Annotated in this window: 19 protein-coding genes; 8 read left to right on the top strand and 11 right to left on the bottom strand. The window is 64.8% G+C overall.

The window, feature by feature from the left end; all coding sequences use genetic code 11:
* Positions 1-35 precede the first annotated feature (35 nt).
* On the bottom strand, positions 36-872 hold the full coding sequence (locus ABZW16_RS26615; protein WP_354958778.1) for an NAD-dependent protein deacetylase: 837 nt from the start codon (positions 870-872) through the stop codon (positions 36-38).
* Positions 873-1,029: 157 nt separating this feature from the next.
* Positions 1,030-1,578 (bottom strand): YceI family protein, encoded by a 549-nt coding sequence (locus tag ABZW16_RS26610; protein ID WP_354958775.1) that lies wholly within the window; start codon positions 1,576-1,578, stop codon positions 1,030-1,032.
* A gap of 522 nt (positions 1,579-2,100) precedes the next feature.
* Between ABZW16_RS26610 and ABZW16_RS26605 the strand changes: the two genes are divergently transcribed.
* Positions 2,101-2,253: a hypothetical protein gene (locus ABZW16_RS26605; RefSeq protein WP_354958774.1), complete on the top strand. Its 153-nt coding sequence runs from the start codon at positions 2,101-2,103 to the stop codon at positions 2,251-2,253.
* A 5-nt stretch (positions 2,254-2,258) separates the two neighbouring features.
* On the opposite strand, the gene ABZW16_RS26600 is transcribed toward ABZW16_RS26605, so the two are convergent.
* On the bottom strand, positions 2,259-2,969 hold the full coding sequence (locus tag ABZW16_RS26600) for a TetR/AcrR family transcriptional regulator (protein ID WP_354958773.1): 711 nt from the start codon (positions 2,967-2,969) through the stop codon (positions 2,259-2,261).
* 53 nt (positions 2,970-3,022) lie between these two features.
* Here ABZW16_RS26600 and ABZW16_RS26595 point away from each other — a divergent pair, with 53 nt between their 5' ends.
* Both ABZW16_RS26595 and ABZW16_RS26590 read left to right on the top strand, forming a co-directional pair.
* Positions 3,023-4,480, top strand: coding sequence for an MFS transporter (locus ABZW16_RS26595; RefSeq protein WP_354958772.1), 1,458 nt, complete (start codon positions 3,023-3,025; stop codon positions 4,478-4,480).
* Positions 4,481-4,659: 179 nt separating this feature from the next.
* Positions 4,660-5,478 (top strand): hypothetical protein, encoded by an 819-nt coding sequence (locus ABZW16_RS26590; protein WP_354958771.1) that lies wholly within the window; start codon positions 4,660-4,662, stop codon positions 5,476-5,478.
* Positions 5,479-5,623: 145 nt separating this feature from the next.
* Here the strand turns inward: ABZW16_RS26590 and ABZW16_RS26585 are convergent, their stop codons facing one another.
* Positions 5,624-6,754 carry a serine hydrolase domain-containing protein gene (locus ABZW16_RS26585; RefSeq protein WP_354958770.1) on the bottom strand — a complete coding sequence of 377 codons (1,131 nt, stop codon included), beginning with the start codon at positions 6,752-6,754 and terminating at the stop codon, positions 5,624-5,626.
* 447 nt (positions 6,755-7,201) lie between these two features.
* Between ABZW16_RS26585 and ABZW16_RS26580 the strand changes: the two genes are divergently transcribed.
* The 3 genes from ABZW16_RS26580 (at position 7,202) to ABZW16_RS26570 (ending at position 10,819) form a co-directional block, all read left to right on the top strand.
* Complete coding sequence (locus ABZW16_RS26580) at positions 7,202-8,755, top strand: LCP family protein (protein WP_354958769.1); 1,554 nt, start codon at positions 7,202-7,204, stop codon at positions 8,753-8,755.
* Positions 8,756-8,880: 125 nt separating this feature from the next.
* Positions 8,881-10,095 carry an Ig-like domain-containing protein gene (locus ABZW16_RS26575; protein ID WP_354958768.1) on the top strand — a complete coding sequence of 405 codons (1,215 nt, stop codon included), beginning with the start codon at positions 8,881-8,883 and terminating at the stop codon, positions 10,093-10,095.
* Between the two features lie 67 nt (positions 10,096-10,162).
* The gene (locus ABZW16_RS26570) at positions 10,163-10,819 is read left to right on the top strand and encodes a TetR/AcrR family transcriptional regulator (protein ID WP_354958767.1); all 657 of its coding nucleotides are present in this window, start codon (positions 10,163-10,165) and stop codon (positions 10,817-10,819) included.
* Between the two features lies 1 nt (position 10,820).
* Here the strand turns inward: ABZW16_RS26570 and ABZW16_RS26565 are convergent, their stop codons facing one another.
* The 5 genes from ABZW16_RS26565 to ABZW16_RS26545 all read right to left on the bottom strand — a co-directional run bounded on the left by ABZW16_RS26565 (position 10,821) and on the right by ABZW16_RS26545 (position 14,639).
* Positions 10,821-12,818 carry a CocE/NonD family hydrolase gene (locus tag ABZW16_RS26565; RefSeq protein ID WP_354958766.1) on the bottom strand — a complete coding sequence of 666 codons (1,998 nt, stop codon included), beginning with the start codon at positions 12,816-12,818 and terminating at the stop codon, positions 10,821-10,823.
* A 463-nt stretch (positions 12,819-13,281) separates the two neighbouring features.
* On the bottom strand, positions 13,282-13,464 hold the full coding sequence (locus ABZW16_RS26560) for a hypothetical protein (RefSeq protein ID WP_354958764.1): 183 nt from the start codon (positions 13,462-13,464) through the stop codon (positions 13,282-13,284).
* Positions 13,465-13,634: 170 nt separating this feature from the next.
* A complete protein-coding gene (locus ABZW16_RS26555) occupies positions 13,635-13,835 on the bottom strand; it encodes a hypothetical protein (protein ID WP_354958763.1) in 201 nt (66 codons plus the stop codon).
* Positions 13,836-13,920: 85 nt separating this feature from the next.
* Positions 13,921-14,244 carry a hypothetical protein gene (locus ABZW16_RS26550; RefSeq protein WP_354958761.1) on the bottom strand — a complete coding sequence of 108 codons (324 nt, stop codon included), beginning with the start codon at positions 14,242-14,244 and terminating at the stop codon, positions 13,921-13,923.
* 20 nt (positions 14,245-14,264) lie between these two features.
* Positions 14,265-14,639: a hypothetical protein gene (locus ABZW16_RS26545; protein WP_354958760.1), complete on the bottom strand. Its 375-nt coding sequence runs from the start codon at positions 14,637-14,639 to the stop codon at positions 14,265-14,267.
* A gap of 259 nt (positions 14,640-14,898) precedes the next feature.
* Here ABZW16_RS26545 and ABZW16_RS26540 point away from each other — a divergent pair, with 259 nt between their 5' ends.
* Positions 14,899-15,774 carry a helix-turn-helix transcriptional regulator gene (locus ABZW16_RS26540; protein WP_354958759.1) on the top strand — a complete coding sequence of 292 codons (876 nt, stop codon included), beginning with the start codon at positions 14,899-14,901 and terminating at the stop codon, positions 15,772-15,774.
* A complete protein-coding gene (locus ABZW16_RS26535) occupies positions 15,771-15,983 on the top strand; it encodes a DUF397 domain-containing protein (RefSeq protein WP_354958758.1) in 213 nt (70 codons plus the stop codon). The genes ABZW16_RS26540 and ABZW16_RS26535 overlap by 4 nt, the downstream gene beginning before the upstream one ends.
* A gap of 139 nt (positions 15,984-16,122) precedes the next feature.
* Here the strand turns inward: ABZW16_RS26535 and ABZW16_RS26530 are convergent, their stop codons facing one another.
* Both ABZW16_RS26530 and ABZW16_RS26525 read right to left on the bottom strand, forming a co-directional pair.
* Complete coding sequence (locus ABZW16_RS26530; RefSeq protein ID WP_354958757.1) at positions 16,123-17,619, bottom strand: NAD(P)/FAD-dependent oxidoreductase; 1,497 nt, start codon at positions 17,617-17,619, stop codon at positions 16,123-16,125.
* 5 nt (positions 17,620-17,624) lie between these two features.
* The gene (locus tag ABZW16_RS26525; protein ID WP_354958756.1) at positions 17,625-19,028 is read right to left on the bottom strand and encodes a wax ester/triacylglycerol synthase family O-acyltransferase; all 1,404 of its coding nucleotides are present in this window, start codon (positions 19,026-19,028) and stop codon (positions 17,625-17,627) included.
* Positions 19,029-19,041 lie beyond the last annotated feature (13 nt).

Raw genomic sequence — 19,041 nt, 5'->3', positions numbered from 1 at the left:
CCAGGTCATCACCTCGAGTCGAGCCGCGGTTGCCCTCAGGCGCGGGACAGGGCCGTTGTTTCCAGGGTGCCGGCCAGCGTCGTCAGCGCATCGGCGCATCCGGCATCGACGGTGAGGGTGGCGAGGTCGTCACCTCGGGTCGGGCCGCGGTTGACGATGGCGATGGGCTTGCCCTGTTTCGCCGCGCGGCGCACGAAGCGCAGACCGGACATCACCGTCAGGGACGAGCCCGCCACCAAGAGGGCGTCCGCCGCGTCGACCAGCTCGAACGACGCGGCGACGCGCTCCTTGGGCACGTTCTCCCCGAAGTACACGATGTCCGGTTTGAGCATGCCGCCGCAGCGCGCACAGTCCACCATCCGAAAATTCTCGGTATCGGCCACCACCGCGTCCGCATCGGGCGCGACCTCCACCCCGGTAGCCGTCGCCGATGCCGCGAAACCTGGATTCGCCGCCTCCAACCGCTCGGCCAACGCCATCCGCGATATCAGTGCCGCACAACCGAGACACCGCACCCGCGCATAAATTCCGTGCAGATCGATGACGCGACGATGCCCCGCCTTCGTATGCAGCAGATCAACATTCTGCGTAATCAAACCGCTGACAGCCCCCGATCGCTCCAGCCGCGCCAACGCCCGATGCGCCGCATTCGGCCGCGCCCCATCCATGGCCCGCCACCCGATATGGTTACGCGCCCAATACCGCCGCCGAAACCCCCCATCCCCCACGAACTGCTGATAAGTCATCGGAGTCCGCGCCGGCGAAGAAGGCCCCCGATAATCCGGAATCCCACTGTCAGTCGAAACCCCCGCCCCCGTCAACACCGCCACCCGCCGCCCCGCAAGCAGCCCACAAACCCCCTCGACACCCACCGCAACCGATGCAGCAGACAAATTCAAAGCCGACACCCCACCCAGCGTAAGCCCCCGAGCATCCAGATCCCCCGAGAATGCGCTGGTGCAGGTGGCACTCGACGTTTACCTGCACCAGCGCATGGTGATCACTTGACCAAGTGGGGAGGAGGGAGGGTCAGGATTGGAGGGCGACTTCGATTTCGAGGGTGAGGGTGATTTTGTCGCCGATCACGGCGCCGCCGTCGGGGAGGGGCATATCGATGGTGATGCCGAAGTCGCGGCGGTTGATGACGGTTTTGGCCTCGAAGCCGGCGACGGGGCCCTGGCCCATGCCGGGGTTGACGCCGAGGAATTCGACGTCGAGGGAGACCGGGCGGGTGGTGCCGCGGATGGTGAAGTCGCCGTCGACGACGAAATCGTTGCCGTTGACGCGGAATCCGGTCGACTTGAAGGTCGCTACCGGGAAGTCGGCGGCGTGGAAGAAGTCGGCGGTGCGCAGGTGGGCGTCACGCTGCTCGTTATCGGTGGTCACCGAGTCGACCCGGATCTCGGCCTCCGCGGAGGCGGTGCCGTCCTCATTGATGACGAGCTTGCCGGAGAAGTCGGCGAAGCGGCCGCGGACCTTGCTCACCATCAGGTGACGCACGGTGAAGCCCAGGTTGGAATGGGCGGGATCGATAACCCAGGTGCCCGCGGTCAGTGCCTTGGCGGTGGTGGTCGACATGGAGTCTCTCCTCAGATAGTTGAGAATTCAATTACATGATTCAGATGACTATTCGGTTGTGGTTCTTGCTGATTGGCGCGTCGCAGGTCAGCGCGCGACGACACCGGACGATGCAGCGCACCGGGGAGCCGATACCACGCCTGCGCTGCGTTCAACGGTAGACCCGCACGCCCCGTCGACGTCGCCGGTCGAACAACATCGCGTACCGAACGCGACGATTCCGAACCGCATAACGCCTCCGTTCCGACAAGTCTGCCATCTATTTGGTGGATGTGGCAACCAATGGAACGGAGACCGTCTGCGATCTATTCCCGCGAGCATCGGCGCCGAATAGGCGGGCATGAAGGAGCCCAGCCGCCGCGACGGCTCGTTAGCCTGAATATCCGAGCGAGCCAGGTTCTGGACAGAAGCGATGCATGAGCAGGGTTACACCACCAGCCGGTTCGGCAAGTGGCATCTCAGCGATCACGCCGACCTGGCGCCCAGCAGGATGGAAACCTACGGCATCGGCCCACCCGGGCCATGTTCTCCCTGATCACCCCGACCGCGAAGCTGGTCACCTACCCGCACTGGGTAGGCGACGCGGTCCGCATCGATCCAGCGCGCCCCCAGGAATTCGAACTCTACGACCACGCCACCGAGCACGGCCGATCCCCGCTCGGCTCGATCAAATAGCGAGATCACTTGTGCGGCTTGCGCAGTCGCGCTTCCAGTCCGTCCATGACACAGATCAGCCCGAAGTCGAAGCCCATCGCACGCGCGGTCTGCTGATCGGCGGGCATGGTGGCGCGATAGTCCGCGAGTATCTCCGGATAGTCGGCGGCCACCGCATCCATGACATCGAGCACCACTTCGGGGTCGAAACCCTGCTCGCCGAATGCCTTCGCGGCGGTGATCTCCGGAAGGACCTGGCCGAGTACATAACTGGTCACGGTGCCGCTCGCGAGGTAGATGTCCACGCCGGTGAAACCGGCCCCCACAAAGGTGCGGCGGAGCCGATCGCTGAGTTCGAAGGCATTCGGTCCGATGCTCGGCAAGGAGCCGATCAAGGTGGCCACCCACGGATGGTCGAGCATGGTCCGCCGGAAGTTGTAGGCGAAGGTGGCCACCACCTCCCGCCATGAGGTGTGCTCGGGATCCGGGGAGCGCACCATACCCCAGATCTCGTCCATAGCGAGCTCGAGCAGTTCGTCCTTATTTGCGACATGCCAGTAGATACTGGTCGCGCCCGCGTCGAGCTTGGCTCCGAGCTTGCGCATGCTGAGAGCGCCCAGACCCTCGGCGTCCAAGAGCTCGATAGCGGCGGCAATGATCTGGTCGCGGCGCAGTCCCGCCGCCTTCGGCTGGCGCGGCGCGCGGGTCCATACCGAGGAGAACTCCTGCTTGGTCACGGGCTCAGCATAATTCTCTCGCACATTGTGCGATTCCATCATACAGTGTTCGAGTGGAATCGAACGTTGTACGAGATCCTCGCCGCTGGTGGGTTCTGGGGGTCCTCTGTCTGTCCTTGTTGGTGCTGATGATCGACGGCACCGTGCTCAATATCGCCATCCCGTCCCTGATCCGCGAACTCGATGCGACACCATCGGATGTCCAGTGGATCCTCGACGCCTATGTGCTCGTCTTCGCCGGACTGCTGCTCACCGCGGGCAGCCTGTCGGACCGGTTCGGGCGGCGCCGCATGCTGGTCCTCGGTCTGGCCCTGTTCGGCGTGGCCTCGCTGGCGGCCGTGCTGGCCACCGAGCCGTGGCAGGTGGTCGCGGCCCGCGCCCTGATGGGTGTCGGCGGTTCGCTGCTGATGCCATCGACACTGTCCATCCTGATGACCACCTTCGCCGAGGACGAGCGGCGCAAGGCGATGGCGGGCTGGTCCACCGTCTCGATGGTCGGCATCGTGCTCGGACCGACGCTGGGCGGGTTTCTGCTGCAGCACTATTGGTGGGGCTCGGTATTCCTGCTCAATATCCCGGTCGCGGCGCTCGCGATCGTCGCCGCACTGGTGCTGATGCCGGAAACCACCGGTGAGCAGCGGCCGGTCGACCTGGTCGGCGTGCTGCTGTCCATCATCGCGCTGTGCTCGACGGTCTACGTGATCATCGAGCGCGAGTGGAATATCCCGATGATCGGCCTCGCCGTCGTCACCGGACTGGCCTTCATGGTGTGGGAGAGCAGGTCCGCACATCCCATGCTGCCGCTGGCGGTCTTCCGCAATCGCGATTTCACCGGCACCTGCTGCACGCTGCTGCTGATGGTGTTCGGGATGGGCGCACTCATGCTGATGCTCACCCAGTACCTGCAGTTCGTGCTCGGCTATGGGCCGATGAAGGCGGGTCTGGCGCTGCTGCCGTACGCGGTGGCGGCGGCGGTGTGCAACGGCCTCGGCGCGACACTGGGCAAGAAGGTCAGCAATAAGACGCTCATCGTCGGGGGTCTGCTGGTCATGGGTGTGGCCTTCGGCATCCTGGCCCTCGGTTCCGGGTACCTCGCGGTCCTGGCCAGCATGCTCGTCATGGGGGTCGGCGGTGGTCTGGCGGGTCCGGCCGCCTATGCCGCGATCATGAGCGCCATTCCGCTCCAGCACGCGGGCGTGGGTTCGGCCATGAACGACACTCTGCAGCAGGTCGGCATGGCGATCAGTATCGCGATTCTCGGCAGCGTGCTGGCCGGTGTGTTCACCTCGCATATGCCCGAGGACGCACCCGATGCCGCACGTGAATCCATCGGCGCCGCTTTCCAACTCGGCTACACCGAACCGGCCAAAGAGGCGTTCACTGCGGCCATGTCGACCGGTGCGTGGATCAGTGCGGGTTTCAGCATTGCCGCCGCGCTGCTGGGGCTGGTTCTGCTGCGCACCCGCCCCGCGCCGCAGGTCGACACGCCGGAGGAAGTAGCCGTGTCGTAGCCCGACGTCAGGTTCGTTTCCAATCTGCTCGCCGCACGCCGCAGGCTCGGCTAGGCTCCCCTCGACCTCCTTGCCGCGCATATGAGTACATCGCGCGGGAACAATCTCGAGCGGGGAGAGCCGAGCCTGCGCGCGGGCGGCGCGGAGGCGAAAACCCTGATGACGGAATGGAATACCGAATGAAGCTTTGCGATAGCACTGCGGCGGCGATCCTTGTCATCGGTGCCGTGACCATGGGCGCCGGAGTCTCGTACGCCGAGCCGGACACCGCGCCCGCGCGCCAGGACATCACCTACTCGGTCAAACTGGTCGAGAAGACCGTCGTCGCCAGTGTGCGCGGCGGCACCTTCACCCTGTCCAAGACCACAGGCAGTGAACTCGCGGCGGGCGGCGAAAGTCGGCTGGCCGATAAGAACGGCACGCTGGTCGATCGGGACGGCAAGGCCGTCGATATCGCCGACGTTGTCAATGTGGTCGATCTTGCCGATACCAACGGCCACATCGTGGTGACACTGCCGCTGCAGTTCCGGATCGCCGATACCGAAATCCCGGTCGAGCCGGTGGTGAAGAAGGACGGCACGGTGTTCGAACTGGCGCCGCGGCAGCCCGCCGGGCTCGACGTCAGCCAACCGCTGGCCGTCAAACCGGTGGCATCGACGGTCGAGAACCGCCGCGCCCGCGATGAATTCGCCAGTCAGTTCGGTCTGGCCACGGCGATCGGCAGCTTCGTCGGCACCGCCATCGGCGCGGTCATCGGCTGCGTCGTCACCATCGCCGCGGGCTGCCTCGGCGGACTCAGCACCGGTGCGGCGGTCGGCGGGATCATCGGAACAATTGTGGTGGGTGGACCAACGCTGCTGGCCGCTGGCGTGGATTTCGTCAACACGATGCTCGCCCCGGACGGCACCAGCAGGTACGCGGATAAGCCGACGACCACCCAACCCGCGCCGACCCCGACCACTCGGCCCGCGCCGACCACTGCGGAACAGCCGAGGTAAACCGACGTCGGTTCGTCGCTGGCCGAACGCAAGGCCAGCGTCCGGCCCGTCGCGCGCAGCGTGGACCGACCCGTATTGCGCGACAAGGTGATTCGGCGGGATACGCGGCGCGGATACGTCGACCGATCCGGGCAACCGGCGATAGCTACCCGCAGATGGCGTCGTCCACCAACTGATCCATGACCAGCTGGTGCGCCAAGCCGAAAAATGGTGGGAGTTGGTTGAGGCTGACGGTGATCGAGCGGGCAGGGGTGTAGCCGCCGAAGACGAAGAAGCCGTCCATGGCACCGCCGTGGCCCCAGACATCGGCGCCGCACCGATTGGTGCGATGGAACAGACCCAGGCCGACATCATCGCCGAACAACGGATTCCGGCTCGGTACCGTGCGCATCATCTCGGCGAGCTCCGCCGGGGCGAGCAGTCCTCCGGTGATCAGTGTCTCGAAGAAACGGTTCAGGTCGGCGCCCGTGGAGACCATCGCGCCATCGGCCAGGCCCCAACCCGGGTCGATATCGGTGATGTCGACCCGGGCGCCATTGAAGACCTGATAGCTGCGCGGGTGCGGGCCGCGGATCACGGTCTCCTGCGGGAACGCGGGCCAGTAGGTGTCGTGCAATTCCAGCGGCACCAGAATGCGCCCGGTCACCTCGGCACCCACCGGCCGCCCGGTGACCTGCTCGATCAACTTCCCGGCCACCAGATAGTCGGTATTGGAATAGCTGACGCCGGAGCCGGGAGGGAACTGCGCGGGGACGTCCATGGCGAGCCGGATCAGCTGGTCCGCGGTCTGGTACTGCTGCAACGCCTCGGGGGAGTTCAGGTCCAAGCGGGACAGATAGTCCGGAATGCCGCTGGTGTGCTGCAGCAGATTTCGAACGGTGATCAGATTCCCGTCGCCGCCGGGACCGTGCACGACACCGGGCAGGTACCGCTCGATCGGAGCGTCGAGCTCGACCTGCCCCTCCCCCATCAATTGCAGCACGACTGTCGCCACGAATGTCTTGGTATTGCTGGCGATCCGCACCTGCGCGGCATCCGGGAATGCCGCGCCCGTCGCGAGATCGCCCACGCCACTGTTTATCTGGTTCTGCTCGCCATCGGCGGTGAAGACCAGCTGTGCACCCGGAACGGCGGACGAGCGGATCAGCACATCGAGCCCGGCCTGTAGCAGTGCGGTGGGCACGGCAACCGGTTGGGCGGAGGACACCGCGAGGCTCGGCAGCGCCGAGATCACCAGCGCAATGACCAACCCCGCTGTTACCGCGAACCGCCGCATACGTCGTCCTCCCTCGCCACGGCCCGCCCGGCCGATGATCCTCGGTGCGAACGGGGATACCGTAATAGAGACCGTTCGGTTCGAAGCAGCATCCCGAGCGGGTGAGTCGCAGGTCGACGCGTCACATCAGCCGTCGTAGGCGACGTGCGGCGTCCAGTCGTCGGGGGCGCGGTCCGTCACGCGCGAAAAGGCGGCCGACGGATAGGCCGACACCGGGACCGGCACCTAGGACAAGCAGTAAGCGACCAGTCATGATTATGACCCTAGACATGAATCTGCGCAGGTCACAATGTCCGATTCTTGCCTGCACCGGATGCAGCCGGTATCACTGGAAAGATTGAGGGTGACAATTAGTCGGTAGCGGGATACCCCCGGACGTGCGCTGTGTCGAATGAGTCGAGACGAGAGTTGAGGCGGCGAAAATGATCCGGGACCAAGTCGGCCGCCATGGATGACGACACCGTCGAACTGCCCAAGATCAAGCCGAGGGCGCGCCATGCCCGGCACCGGCACGCAACCCCGAACCGACACCGCGTTCGCCGCGCGGCGAAGATCGCAATGCGCGTCCTGGTGTCGACGGCCGCCCTCGCCGTGCTCTCCGGTACCGGATTCGCCTGGTCGGCCATGACCGAATTCGACAATGGCTTCACCCACACCGATGCGATCGGCAAGGACGCTCCGCGCTCACTCGGCGGCGACCTCAATATCCTGCTGATCGGTTTGGACACCCGTAAGGACCTCGATGGCAAGGATCTGCCGAAGGAGATCCTGGACCAGCTACACGCGGGCGACGGCGAGAACGGCGGATACAACGCGAATTCGCTTATTCTGCTGCATATTCCCGCCGATATGCACAAGATCGTCGCCTTCTCCATTCCGCGCGACGACTATGTCGCGGTCTCCGGCATCCCCGGATATGACCACGCCAAGATCAAGGAGGCCTACGGGCTGAAAAAGGCGGCGACCGAGACCAAATTGGAGAACTCGGGCCAAAAGGACAAGGTCGCCCTCGAGCGTGCGGGCCGCGAGGCGGGCCGCGCATCAATCGTGCAGACCGTGCGCAACCTGGTCGGCGTCCCCATCGACCGCTTCGCCGAGATCTCACTCGTCGGCTTCTACGACGTGGCGGACAAGCTCGGCGGCGTCGACGTCTGCCTCGATCACGCGGTCGACGACACCTACTACTCCGGAGCGGTATTCCCCGCGGGCCCACAGCATCTCGACGCCGCGAACACGCTGTCGTTCGTGCGCCAGCGGCACGGGCTGGAGAACGGCGACCTCGACCGAACCCACCGCCAGCAGGCATTCCTGACCTCGGTCGCCAAATCGTTGAAAGAAACCGGCACGCTGACCAATATCGGCAAGCTTTCCGGCCTGAGGGATGTGGCGCACCGCGATATCGTGCTGTCCGACGGCTGGGATCTGCTGGATTTCGCGCGCGACCTCGGCTCGGCGGGCTCGATCTCGGTCGAATTCCGGACCCTGCCGGTGCTGCGCTACGACAATATCGACGGTCAGGACGTCAATATCGTCGATCCGGCGGCCATCAAGAAGGAAGTGCGCGCCGCCTTCGGCATCGAGGCCGCGCCGACGACACCGGTCCACACCCCGACCAGCACCGTCGATGTCCAGAATGCGAGCGGTTATCCCGGCCGGGCCGCCCAGCTCTCCAGCGCACTCACCAAGCGCGGCTATCCGCAGGGCATCGTGGGCAATGGCACGCGGACCGACGGTGCGACCACCACGATCACCTATGGTTTCGGCGCGGAGACCGACGCCGCGCAGCTGGCCGATACCCTCGGCCTCACCGCCACGGCATCGCCGAATGTCGAAGCGGGGCATATCACCGTCGTCATCGGCAGCGACTTCACCATGCCCGCCGAACTCACGCCGACCTCGACCGCGAGGCCGACCACCACCACCACTTCCGCTCAGCCGGCACCCGATTCCGGTAAGCCGGTCGCGACCACGATCGGCAGCTCTGTCCCCTGCGTCAACTGATCCGCATATCGGCGCAGGTCACATCTGCAGCGGAGAAATCAGGGCGAAACGGCCGGTAAACTACGGCAGGGGCCAGTACGTCGTAGGTGTGTTGCAGGGAACGCACGGCGAAACACAGGAGAGTCATGTCGAGTCGCCGTTTCCGGTGGAGAGCAACTGCGGGTTTTGCGTTGGTGACGGCGCTGGTCGTGGCCGGATGTTCGGCCGAACCGGAAGCACCGACCACCCAGGCCGGGCCGCCGCCGCCCCCGATCGTCATCACCCCGAACGGGGGCAAGGGTGTCGATCCGCTCGCACCGGTCGTGGTGACCGCGAACGACGGCATGCTCACCTCGGTGACCCTGACCAATGAGGCGGGCCGGGCGGTCGAGGGCATCTACACCCCGGACAAGACGGCCTGGAAGCCCACCGAACCGCTCGGCTACGGACACACCTACACGATCTCCGCCGAAAGCCTCACCATCACCGGCCGTGTCGGCCCGACCACCTCGACCTTCAGCACGCTCGCGCCGAACAACCAGACCAAGGTGTATCTGACCACCACCGGCGGCACGCCGCTGGCCGACGGCGGCACCTTCGGTGTCGGCACGGTCGTCGTCGCGCATTTCGACGAGGACGTCCCCGAGAAGGCCGTCGCCGAGAAGCGGCTCTCGGTGACTACCAACCCGCCGGTCGAGGGTTCCTGGTACTGGCTCGACAAGCGCAACGCGCACTGGCGGCCGCAGCAGTACTACGCCCCGGGCACCAAGGTGACCGTCGCGGCCAATATCTACGGCGCGGACCTCGGCGGCGGTCTGTACGGCCAGGAGGACAGCAAGACCACCTTCACCATCGGCCCGTCGCACGTCTCCATCGCCGACGACAACACCAAACAGGTTCAGGTCTTCGAGAACGGGAATCTGATCCGCACCATGCCCACCTCGATGGGTAGGGGTGGCAGTGAGGTCATCGCGGGCAAGACGCTCAGCTTCTGGACTCAGCCGGGCGTCTATACCGTTATGGACAAGGGCAATCCGGTGATCATGGACTCCTCTACCTATGGCCTGCCGGTCAATTCCCGGCTCGGCTACAAGGAGGCCATCGGGTGGGCCACTCGCATCAGTACCGACGGAATCTATTTGCACCAGCTCGATTCCACCGTTTGGGCGCAGGGCAGCCAGAACCTCTCACACGGCTGCCTCAACCTCAGCCTGACGAATGCCCAGTGGTTCTTCAACTTTGCGATTCCCGGCGATGTTGTCGAGGTCCGCAATACCGGCGGCGCACCGCTGGAGGTCTGGCAGAACGGCGACTGGGGCCTGCCGTGGGATCAGTGGCTCGAGGGCAGCGCGCTGCGCTGAGCCGGTTTCTCGCGCCTGGCCGGAAGATCCGGGCGAAAGTGTCGAGTGTGGCAGAATCGTCGACATTATGACCGTCTTGACCAGCGCTTCTCCGGAACGCCTGCCCCGGGGGCCGCATCGATTGACCCGGGACGAGGTCACGACGTCACAGCGCGAGCGGCTCTATATCGCCGCATTGGAGGCGGTCGCGGAGTTGGGTTACGGCCCGACCACGATTACCGATATCGTCGGCCGGGCGCGGGTGGCGCGGCGGACGTTCTACGGTCTGTTCGAGAGCAAAGAGGAATGCTTCACCGCCGCATTCGATTTCGCGGTGGACGTGATCACCCGCGAGCTGGACCGCGTGGTCACCGAATCGGGCGCGGATACCTTTGTCGAATTGGTGCGCACGACGCTGCGGACATATCTGGAGTTCCTGGCCGCCGAACCGGCGGCGGCGCGGGCGCTGCATATCGAAACCCTCGCTGCCGGACCGGGACTCATCGCCCGCCGGGCCCGCACGCACCGCATGTTCGGCTACCGCATGGTCGCGGCGGCGCGAATCGGTGTGCGCGCGGGCGAAGTTCGCGCCGAACCCGATCCCGGACTGATCGATGTACTGCTGGGCGGCATCGACGATCGGGTCCGGGCCACCCTGATCGAATCCGGGCCGCAGGAGCTACCCGCATTGGCGCCCACACTCACGCGCGCCGCGCTGGTACTGCTCGGCTCCGGCCCGGTCTGAATCACCAGCCCGGATCGCCCTCGACCGGAATGTTCACCCAGCTCGGCTGATTCGGATCCAACTCGATGTGCTGCGGGCGCAGTCCGCTCTCATTCAGCAAGGGGCGCAACGGAAGACTGCTCGGGAAATTCCCGGCGAAGACGTCGACACGCAGCCGGTGTCCCGGTTGCAGTACGCCGTCGGTGGCGAACATGCCGATATCGATGACCGTCGGCTGGCCGGGCACGATCGGCTCGCGGGTGTCCAGCGTCAGATACGGATAGGGATCGGTGTAGTCGCCGTTCGCCGAGCGGCTGGCCTTGCTCTCATCGACCGCGCGCAGCGACGCGGTGCGCTGGCCGTGCGTCCACTGTGTCGAACGTCCGTCCGGCGCAACATCGTTCAGCGTCACCGTCCAGTAGCCGTCGGTGGCGTCCAAGACCGTATTCAGATGCACCGCGATCGGGCCGGAGATGGGTGTCGCCACATTCACCGGCGCGCTGGTGAAGGTCAGGCCATTGGTCTCGGCGATCCGCGAATCCTTGGTGCAGATATCCGGCAGCGGCAGGATGCCCGCCGTGCCCTGGGCACCGTCGCGCGAGCAGAGCGTGCTCAGGCCGGGTGCGATCGACACCCGCGCGGGCCCACCCGGCCCGGTGGTGAGGCTGCCGTCGTAGGCACTGCCCGGCGCGGTACCCGAGGTCGCGGCGTTCAAATACATACGGCGGTAATCCATATCGGGACGCGGGAAGCTCGAGGTGTGCGTCCAGCCGCCGCCCTGCTGCCACAGAGTCACCTGGTCGTAGTCATCGATGCCGTTATCGATGCCCTTGAGCCATTTGTCGAACCATGCGCGCTGCAGCACATCGAGGGCCGCCGGTCCGTCGGCGTCACCCATGCCCGAGCCGGTGGTGATGTGATAGTTGTTGTCCATCACCAGCTTCTTCTGGCTGTCCGCGATATTGATCGCGTTGTAGACCCGCGGCGCGGAGTAGGCGAAAATATCCTGCCAGCCGCCGTAGACGAAGGTCGGCACATCGATCCGCTCGGGATGTCCGATCCAGGCCGTGCGCAATGGGCTCCGGTCGTCGAGCACCGAATACATCTCGGCCGGAATATCATCCATGCTCTGGGTGCCGAGAGCCATGATGATCATATTGAAGAAGGTGAACGGGTCACGGACCCGGTCGGCCAGCCAGGTCCAGTCGAACTTCCCGGCCAGCACCGACACCACATCCGGAATCATCTTCGATCCGTCGACGGCGAGCAGCCATTCCGGAATGAATCCGATGCCGAGTGCACCACCGGGCGCGGCCACATCGCGGATCAGATCGCTGCCCGGTACGATCGGGAAGATCGCCTGCAGCGCAGCGGGTCTGCGCTCGGCGGTCTGCAGCTGGTTGATCGCCGAATAGGAGATCCCGCTCATGCCGATCTTGCCGTTGGACCACGGCTGCGCCGCCGCCCAGTCGACCACCTCGACGCCGTCCTGCTGCTCACGCTCGCCGAATACCTGCCAGGTGCCCTGCGAGAAACCGGTGCCGCGGACATCGACGACCACCTGGGTGTAGCCGCTCTGCACCAGTTTGCGGTCCACGGCGAAGGTACGGGCCGTGCCGCCAGCCAAAGCCTGTGCCAGATCACTGATTCCGCTCAGGCCATAGGCCGAGAGATCGAAGCCGTGCAGCGCCTGCATCAGCGGTTCGGCCAGGCCGGGGATGGCCAGGACGGAGTCGGCGATATTCGCCACCAATTTGGTGTAGGGCGTCAGGTTGACGATGGTCGGCGTCGGGTCGGCGATCGGACGGCCGGATGCGTCCGCCGGGTGGTAGACATTCGCCTTCAATACCGTGCCGTCACTCATGGTGATCGGGACGTCCCAGTCGATATAGACGTTCGGATACTGTTGCGGCCCGGCATGAGTCGCGGTGAACTGGGCATCGAGCCCCAGCGCCTGGGTCGGCGCAGCCGCGACGACGGCTCCGGCAAACACGGTGATCGTGGCTACCGCAGCGGCCACTGCCCTAATCGGACGTCGACGTCTGATCATGCCTGCCAAACCCTCCCGGCAATAAGGAACTACCTCGTTCCCATCAACGAGTTGGTACAGTAACGTGCATCACGGTTGATATGCAACCACGACGCACGATAACGCTCTGTACAGCGAATCAAGGACATTCGACCGCGGATAAGTTGTCAGGCATTCTCCGCGAATCGACTGCGCGGCAAGCGGACCCGCGGTCGAGGCGACAGCACAAGGCGATCTCCGATCGCTGACACAGCGGGACGGAGAGATTCGTGCTGCGATAGCTGCGCTCGGTGACGGCCCACGGCCGACAGGACGTGCGGTCATCGCCGCCGCGAGTTCCCCATGGATGCCGCGAGTTCCCATGGATCAGGCCAGGATCACGCACTACGGACGCACCGCCGACTTCAGCTGCCCACACTCCGGGAACCTCCGATGAACTGATGACGGGTCTTCCTTACTCGGAAAGCCATCGCTCGATCAGGTCGAGGGTCGCCGCCGAGTAGACGTATGCGCCGTCCTCACCGTCCAGCAAGGTCCAGGCATAGGGCGCCCCGGCATCGCGAACCAGCCAGTAGCCCGCTCGCGCGGCCCTCTTCCTGAGCAGTCGTACCCGAGCCGAGACCGGATCCGTTGTCACCAGAGCTCCTTTCGCCCAGGTCGTCTGGCTGGCCGAGACGGCCGCGCGTCCGCCGTCGGCCAGGGCCGTCGAGGTGAGTCGAACGGTGGCGGGTCCGGGTTTGGAGCCGCCCTATGACTCCGCTCGATAGGGGAAGGTGTCGACAGGTGCGCACCCGGGGCGGCGGCGACCTATGTGGATGCGGTATTAGGTTGCGCGGCCCCGGGAATGGTCTTGGGGGCCAGGCATTCCGCCCAGTATTCGTGTCGTAGCGCGTCCCATAACCGCGACAGTTTCGGGAACTGCTCACGCACCTGCGCCAGGTCAGGTGCGATATCCGCAGTGGTGACCGATATCAGCGGTAGCGGATCCGATGTGTTGCGTACCAGCATTATTCGAATGCGATGGCGATCGAGACGCCAGGTTGCCTGCCAGCCGTCTACCTCCGTGCGACGCTCGCTCATCCGGACTCCGGCGCTAACCGTGGCCGCCGACGTTCGCGCCCGCACCGGGGACCGGTAGCGCCAGGTCCGAGAGCCGGTCCAGCACCTCGCGCAGGGTTCGATACGTCGGCCCGCAGTATGCGCGTGGCTCGCTGCCCAAGGGTGGGAACCGGATTCCCCGCGCGGCGGCCCGCTCACGTGGAGTCAGAGTCTGCGGCGCGAGTCGGCCCGCTTCGACCAGCGTGTGATACGCGGCCGCCTTCCATGCGCACCGTCCGAGGCGACAGGCGCGGTGGGCGCGCATCTGCTCGTGTGCCAACTCGATATCGGTGTACCGGCATACCCCAGGCGGCGTCACGATCGTCTCCTTCTCGCGCATCATGCCGCCCCTGCTTCGACGACGACCGGACGTACGGTCCGCGCCCATGTCGTTGCGGGGCACACAGTTTCGAGGTCGAAGTCCTCGCAAACGCGCGCCGGTTGATTGTCGACCTGAGCCAAACCGAAGACCACGATCGCCAGCGCATCCAGCCCTGCCGCGATGCCGAGCGCGTAGGCGACCGGATCGGGGTCATCCTGCGGGGGACGCACGGTATAGATGTGCTGATAGCCGAGGGAGCGAGCATGGCGTTGGATCGCGTCAGCATGCCGGGGTGCGTTCAGTCCCGACACCGCACCGCGCACCAAGCCGACCGCCTTCGGTCGAGTACCGTCGCGTCCTGTAACTATCTCTGTCACTTGCTCGTTCGTCATGGTTGTGATGCCTTCGGTCGTGGGTGGCACCTCGCAGTCCGAAGCCGCCTGTCCGAAGCCGGGTTTCGACTGTTCAGGGGCTTTCGCGTTGCTCGGCCGTGGCCATATGGTCGCGCGCTTCGGTCGCGGCGTGGAGCCGCTGTGGGAGGTGTTCGGACAAGAGGCGCAAATGCCCAGCATGATTCTTGAGATTCATCTAGCCTGACTCTCCGACTGAGAAGCTTTAGGGGTATCGGTTGAGAAAGCAGGGGGCCAAAGAATGCCGAGCAAGGCAGACCTCAGCGGCACGACACTTCCGCGTCGTCAGCTGGGGCGAGCACTACGAGACGCGCGCCAGGCGCGAGGTTTGACGCTCGACCAGGTAGCGGCAGCGACCAGGATCAGCCGCGCTACCCTGAGTCGAATCGAGTTGGGGCAGTACGCGAGGGTCCGGGATATGGAAGTCGACTACCTCAGCCGGTACTACTGCCTACCGGAAGCGCGGATCGAGTACTTGAAAGCGCTTGCGAGCGAGGCCAGTACCAAGGTGTGGTACCAGGACTATCGACATCTGATCTTGCCACGATTCAACACGTATCTCGAGCTGGAATCGTTCGCATCGGAGTTCTGGTTCTATCAGCCGATCGTCATACCCGGTCTGCTGCAAACAGCGGACTATGCGCGGACTTTGGAACGGCTGCACCGGCCGGACGACTCACTGGACGAGATCAATAACCGGGTCGATCTACGAATTCAGCGGACGAGAATACTCACCCGGCCGTACATGCCGGTTCGAGCAGAGTTCTTGTTGCAGGAGAACGTTCTCTACGCACTCGTCGGATCTGGCCAGATCATGGGTGCCCAGCTGCGGCACATTGCCGATCTGAGTACCCGCGACAACGTGACGATCCGAGTTCTGCCCTTCACGGCCGGTCTCCCGACCGGAAGCGTGATACCACCCCATATTGTGCTCGACTTTCCTGACAACGAGCCGTCTGTGGTGTATGCCGAAGCAACAATTGGCTCAATGACTTTCGATGACGCCGAAGATGTGAAACGTTTTCGCGCACTCCACAAAACCCTCCAACAAGCCTCGCTGGAGGAACTGCCATCTCGGGATCGAATCAGGAAGCTAGCAAGGAGATATGAACAGTGACCATCGAGCTTTCCGACGCACAGTGGTTCAAGTCGTCGCATAGCGGCGGCCAGAACGAATGCGTCGAGGTAGCCTGGCTCCAAGCCGGGCACGTCGGCGTCCGAGACTCGAAGAACCCCAAGGGCCCAGCATTGGTGTTCACCTCTGGCGAGTGGGATGCCTTTACGGCAGTCATGCAAGACGGTGAGTTCGCTCGGCCCACCGCGTAAACGGTTTGCCCGGCTGACCAGGATCAACGGCCTCGGTCCGATACATAATCGACTGGGGCCGTCACCGTTTTAGTTGCTGAGCATCCGGGTCGATGGTGCGGAACTGCTCGGCCAGCACTCCGCTCCTGGGCGCGGATCTCTATTCGATGCCTGGTCGTCCTGGACGGATAGCAGCCGCCACGCGTGTCAGGTCATAGTCCCGCGGGCGAATGTGGCGGCGATCGAGCCGGATGCTCCAGGTCCCACCTGGCCAGGTCAGCGTGTTGGTGCCGTGCTCATCGATGAAATAGCTGGTGCAGCCGCCGGTCGACCACACCCGGGTGCTGAGCCGCTTCCGTGCGCGGGTGACCCATGCGCGTTCGGCCTGTTCGGACGGGCTGTAGCGGCGAATTCCCCTGGCCCGCATGTATTCGATGGTCCGTGCGACCAGTTTCGTGGTCGGTTCGATGGCGAGGAACTGGGAAGTGTGCGGCAGCGCGGTATTCGGTCCGGTGATCGCGAACAGATTCGGCAGACCCGCGAACGCGATGCCGCGATAGGCACGGAATCCGTCGCGCTGGAACTTCTTGCGGGTCGAGGTCTGCGCGGTCCGGAAATCCGGGAAGTGCGCGATCGAATCCTGGACGTGGAATCCGGTGGCCCACACGATCGCGTCGACCTCGTGCAGTTCACCATCGGCGGTGCGGATGCCATTCGCGGTGATCTCGGTGATCTTCTCGGTGCTCAGCCGCACATTCGGGCGCGCGAACGACCGGTAGTACTCATCGGAGACCATCGGCCGCTTACAGCCGAACGCGTAGTCGGGCGTGAGTTTGCGCCGCACTTCGGGATCCGGCACCTGCCGGACCAGCACTCGTCGGACCAGCCACTCATAGACCGACACCAGTCGCGGATGGAATTCGGCGAAGTGCATCGCCTCCAGGAACAGGAAGACGAATCCGCGCGCCGCCAGTCTGATCGGCGGCACGTATCGCAATACCTTGCGTACCGTCGGCGGAATAGGCCGGTCCAGGCGCGGAATCACCCATGCCGGGGTGCGCTGGAACGATATGAGCTCGGCGGCACTCTTGGCGAGCGCGGGCACGATCTGCACCGCACTCGCTCCGGCGCCGACCACCGCGATCCGCTTGCCCTCCGGCTCGAACGACGGGTCCCATTTACTCGAATGCATCTGCGGCCCGGCGAAGTCGGCCCGGCCCGGAATATCCGGAATCGCCTCGGCATGTAGCGAGAAATAGCCCATGACGACGGCACGGGCCCGGACCAGCCTGCCGTCGGTCAACCGCAGCACCCACTGTTCGGCGGCCTCGTCGAAATCGGCCTCGGCGACATCGCTGTTCAGCTGCACATGCCGCCGCAGATCGAAGGTTTCGACGATATTCTCGGTATAGGCACGCAATTCGGGCTGGGTCGCGTAGACACGGGTCCAATCCGTATTGGGCGCATAGGAATACGAGTACAGCACCGAGGGCACGTCGACCGCACATCCCGGATAGACGCTATCGCGCCAGGTACCGCCGACGGCCGCGGCGCGTTCGAGAATGACGAAATTGTCATTGCCGAGACGGCGCAGGTTCACCGCGACGCCCAGCCCGCTGAATCCCGAGCCGATAATCGCCACATCGTAGTTCGGCATGGATCTCACCCCACAGCGCGGACACTGTCCGGCAGGAGCAGATCGGTGAGTTCATCGAGTGCGGTATCCATGGCCGCGGTGAGATATGCCATCGGCGGCAGCTTGTCCTGGGCACCGAGCACGCCGAAATGCAACCCACCCGAATAGCCGATGCAGGTGAAGTTCAGCGGGTTGCCGTGCATCAGCAGCGAAATCGGGTAGATCGTCTCCAGCCGAGCACCGTTCCAGTACAGCGGATTTCGCGGTCCCGGCACATTGGAGATGCCCATCGGATGCGAGGCGGCGGTATTGGTGAAGCCGAAGCTGAGACCGAGGATCCACGGCAGAGTGACCGCGAGTCCGTAGCCGATGACCTCATTCGGTGCCATCGCGCCCATCTGCTGCTTCGCGGCACGGATGTAGTACTTGACGGCGCTGAGCCGATCGCGCGGATCGGCGATATCGGTGCCGAGCGCGGTGAACATCATGCCCGCGCGGGTGCCGACGCGCCCATCGTCCTCCTCGCGCAGATCGGTGGGCACGCCCGCGGTCAAGGAGATTTCGGGCAGGGTGGCGTGGTTGGACAGGTAGTCGCGCAGCGCCGTGCTCACCAGGTAGAGCACGATGTCGTTGATCGTGCAGTCACCCGCCTTCGCCAATCGCTTGAACAGCGCGAGGTCATAGCGCCGTCTGGACAGGTCGCGCGCACCGGTGATGGTGCCGTTCAGAATGGTGTCGGGCTGCTGATAAGCCTTCTGCGCCATGGTCTTATCGCCGCGCGCCCGGCGGAGGGCGTCACGGGCGGCGGATCCGATGCCACGCACCAGGGCCAGCAGGCCGGTCAGCGCATCGAGTAGCGCGCTGAACGGATTCGCTTTGGGCACAGCGGCTTCCGCCGATTCGGCGGCGGGGCGGACGGTGAAGAGGTCCGGCACATCGCGTGCGGCCTCGTCCTCGGTGAACGTATCGGTGAACAGCCGCATGGCCGATGCGCCGTCGAGCAGGCTGTGATGCACCTTGAGCAGCAGTGCGAAGCGATCCTGTGCCAGCCCCTCGATGACGTGCAATTCCCATGGCGGACGGCTCATATCGAGCTGCTTGCGATGGATCGTCGAAACTAGCTCGGTCAACTGATCCTGGCTGCCCGGCTCCGGTAGCGTCCATTCCCGAATGTGCTCGGTGAGGTCGATATCGTCGACCTCGCGCACCAGCGCCGCGACACCGGGCGGCGGAAACTTCAACGGTACGAAGTTCCACGGTTGCGGCAGGCTCGCCGGTGCGTCCAGTCCGGCCCGCCACTGCCGCAGGAATTGCGCCGCACCGCCCTCGGGCGCGCTGAACTCCAGCAGGAAGGCGATATGCATCGGCATATCGGGCGATTCGAGCGACAGCCAGACACCGTCGGTCGCGGTCAGTCGATGCAACGACATCTAGTTCCTCAGC

Origin of the sequence: Nocardia sp. NPDC004604, from assembly GCF_040609795.1 — a bacterium.
Taxonomy (GTDB): domain Bacteria; phylum Actinomycetota; class Actinomycetes; order Mycobacteriales; family Mycobacteriaceae; genus Nocardia.
Note: the sequence above shows the minus strand (reverse complement) of the source record. Positions and strands in the feature narration are given on the sequence as shown.